Source organism: Promineifilum sp. (SeqCode) (assembly GCF_041918635.1).
Taxonomy (GTDB): domain Bacteria; phylum Chloroflexota; class Anaerolineae; order Promineifilales; family Promineifilaceae; genus Promineifilum.
The window spans coordinates 1-2,729 of record NZ_JAYRVJ010000689.1 but is presented as its reverse complement, the minus strand read 5'-3'; the positions used below and the strand labels follow the sequence as shown (position 1 = coordinate 2,729).

Genomic DNA, 2,729 nt, shown 5'->3' with positions numbered 1-2,729 from the left:
CGCGGAAGTAGGCTGTGGTGGGGAAGCCTCTAGTTCTGCCAACGCGATTGGTGTTTCGTCCTGTTACAGTGTGAAGTACAAGAACAACGCGCTAACCAGTTGGGTTCAGTTGCCAAGCCATCTGAAGCGTGTAACTGCTGGTTACCATGTAGTCGACTATAACAGCTATAGTTGGCAGTCGTATGGGAATAACTAATAGCGGCCTTTCAATTACAGAAAGGGTCTTCTGCTTGCGATCCGGGAGCGAATTACAATGAACCGTTTACTTCAACTAAAGAAAGCTGCGCTGTACGCATCTCTACTGTTGGCGGCGTTGGTGGCAATTGTGTACCAACAATCGTTATCAGCCGCAATGGCAAGTGATCCGGAGCAAAAAATAGGAAGGGGGCAGACAGATGTTATTAGTGTTGCCCTTCGTGAAGCCAATACCAAGGGTTTGATTGGTAAGTACGAAGAACTCGGCCTGCTCAAAGCGAGTATAAGCGAGATCGCTTTGCCGGGTGATGAGTTTACCAATCACTCTAACGTTTGGGTTGCCTGGATTAGGGGCACCATCGTCCCCAACTGGCCCGGCGCGATCAACAGACCCAACCCGGCGCGTCACTTATATGTTTTTATAGATGCGGATACTGGCCAAGTATTCCAGCTTCTAGCGTCGGACTCTCCTATTCTGGAGTTCGGCCAACGATCGTGGGTTGCCGTCAGCGAGAGCGACGTCGGTAAATATTCGATACCAGATTTCGCTCCTGCAACTGATTCTGAGAACGTTTTGCCAGCATCAACAGAGACCCCTGCAGAGTAGAGGAAGCTCTGCAAGCAGGTTGAAGGAAGAATATAGTTCCTTTGCCAGTTCGGGCCTCAGCGGTTTGCGATAAACCGCTGAGGCCCGTAACATGGCGCGCATGAGCACACGAGTTCTTGCGCTCCTCACGTCCCTCGCTATCGTGCCTCTCCTGCTCGGCTGCGCAACCATGCCGACGGCCGCGCCGCAATCGACTACGGTCGCGGCGTCGACCACGATACCCCAACCGACGCGCACGTTCGCGCCGCCGCCAACGCCGACCGCCACGCCCATTGTCCACGTTGTGACGTCCGGCGAGGAGGCGGCCGGCTGCCCCGCTATCGAGCCGGCTGCGGAGCCGACCGTCGACGTGCTCTCGCCCTTCTGCGTGGTCTGGCCGGACGAATTCGACGATGAGCGCGGCTTTCGCGTGCACCTGGATTACACGCCCAGCGGCGAGCGGTTCGTCTACGAGGTCGGCCCGGACGTGACGCGGCTGGCTGTGCCCGAGGAGGACATGCCGCGCCTGACGGAATCGGCCGAGCAGTGCCGCCGGCGCAACGCTTATACCGTCCAGGTCGTGGCACTACGCCCCGACATCGAATGGCGCGTCGGCAGTATCGCGGCCAATATCGAATGCGGCGCGGCTGGGGAGTTTGTCGAGCGGGGAGCCATAAACTTCCTCGGCGAACCGCTCACGCGGTGGGCGCTCGTCCACGATGGGCTGGATCGGGCCATCCACTACAACGAGGCGCGGGAGATCGTGCGCGGCGACCTGGTGTTCACTATCGCCCTGGTCAGCGACCGGGCCTACGAGCGGGGCGCGGTCGTGCCGGAGGGGGTACAGGCGGAGGCTGACCGGATTTTGGAAACGGTTGAGATATATTGAGTGGGATTCGCAGATCGACCCCCGCCATTGTACAATGACACCATGGACGTGTCAGAAGCCCGAGTATTGCAGTGGCCGAATTGTCTGCCGGAGGCGATTGAGCGGGTGATGCGCGAGGCCGACCCGCTGCGGATCATTCTCTTTGGCTCCTGGGCGCGCGGCACAGCCCGCCCCGATAGCGACCTGGACCTACTGGTGGTGCTGCCCAACGTCGAGAACAAGCGTCAGGCAACCGTGCGGCTTCTCCGGGCGCTCAATGGGCTACCCATTAGTAAAGATGTGGTGGTGACAACACCGGAAGAGATAGCTCGACGCGGCAACGTGGTTGGCGATGTCCTCCGGCCGGCGCTGCGCGAGGGCGTTATCATCTATGAACGCGAGTGACGCGGCGCGGTGGCTTGGTTATGCCCGGTCAGACCTAGATGCGGCGACCACACTTCTCAAGCACCCATCCACGCCAGGTTTGTTTTCTAGCGCAACAAGCGGCTGAAAAGGCGCTGAAGTCCGTGCTTGTTCTCCTACAAATTGAATTCCCTTTTACCCATGACCTCGACCGCTTGCGCGATTTGCTGCCCGATGGGTGGCGCGTCAAACGCGACTATCCTGATTTGGCTGACCTCTCAATATGGGCTGTGGAGGCGCGTTACCCAGCGGATATGCCAGAAGTATTGGCCGCCGATGCTTACCGCGCCGTTCATGCCGCCGAAGGAATTCTTTTCTCGATTGAGGGGGACATGGCAGTGCAACCGGGGAATTCGTCGGACGCGGAATCGTGAAAGCGCCATCCCGGCTCTGCTCAAAGTGCGGCGCCGGCAGCAAGACGGTGGGCACTGTCTTCGAGGGTGTGGAGCAGGTCGTCGCTGAGGTGTAGCTCGCCCGTCTTAACGTCGACGTCAATCGCGCCAACAACGCCGATGCGGCCTAGCGAACGCGAGGACAGAACCACGGGAACGCGCCAGGAGACGCCATGCGTCTGCCACACCAGATCGGGCGGCTCGCCGTGCAGCAGGTCGGCGATCTCCCGACCGACGAAGGCGCTGACCTGGCGGCGGGCCGCGT

Annotated in this window: 5 protein-coding genes; 4 read left to right on the top strand and 1 reads right to left on the bottom strand. The window is 59.7% G+C overall.

Translation table 11 applies throughout. The features are described 5' to 3' along the window. The first annotated feature begins 253 nt into the window (after positions 1–253). From ACE3UY_RS20240 to ACE3UY_RS20225, 4 genes are all read left to right on the top strand, one after another. A complete protein-coding gene (locus tag ACE3UY_RS20240) occupies positions 254–802 on the top strand; it encodes a hypothetical protein (RefSeq protein WP_374689291.1) in 549 nt (182 codons plus the stop codon). Between the two features lie 100 nt (positions 803–902). After that, positions 903–1,670, top strand: coding sequence for a hypothetical protein (locus tag ACE3UY_RS20235; protein ID WP_374689290.1), 768 nt, complete (start codon positions 903–905; stop codon positions 1,668–1,670). 42 nt (positions 1,671–1,712) lie between these two features. Next, positions 1,713–2,054 (top strand): nucleotidyltransferase domain-containing protein, encoded by a 342-nt coding sequence (locus ACE3UY_RS20230; RefSeq protein WP_374689289.1) that lies wholly within the window; start codon positions 1,713–1,715, stop codon positions 2,052–2,054. A gap of 38 nt (positions 2,055–2,092) precedes the next feature. Beyond that, positions 2,093–2,446: a HEPN domain-containing protein gene (locus ACE3UY_RS20225; protein WP_374689288.1), complete on the top strand. Its 354-nt coding sequence runs from the start codon at positions 2,093–2,095 to the stop codon at positions 2,444–2,446. Positions 2,447–2,466: 20 nt separating this feature from the next. Here ACE3UY_RS20225 and ACE3UY_RS20220 read toward each other — a convergent pair. Continuing rightward, positions 2,467–2,729: hypothetical protein (locus ACE3UY_RS20220; protein WP_374689287.1), on the bottom strand; the 263-nt coding region annotated here is incomplete at its 5' end.

Excerpts from the sequence above, each read along its gene's own strand:
- ACE3UY_RS20240 (WP_374689291.1), top strand. The coding sequence starts at position 254 with ATGAACCGTTTACTTCAACTAAAGAAAGCTGCGCTGTACGCATCTCTA.
- ACE3UY_RS20230 (WP_374689289.1), top strand. The coding sequence starts at position 1,713 with ATGGACGTGTCAGAAGCCCGAGTATTGCAGTGGCCGAATTGTCTGCCG.
- ACE3UY_RS20235 (WP_374689290.1), top strand. The coding sequence starts at position 903 with ATGAGCACACGAGTTCTTGCGCTCCTCACGTCCCTCGCTATCGTGCCT.
- ACE3UY_RS20225 (WP_374689288.1), top strand. The coding sequence starts at position 2,093 with ATGCGGCGACCACACTTCTCAAGCACCCATCCACGCCAGGTTTGTTTT.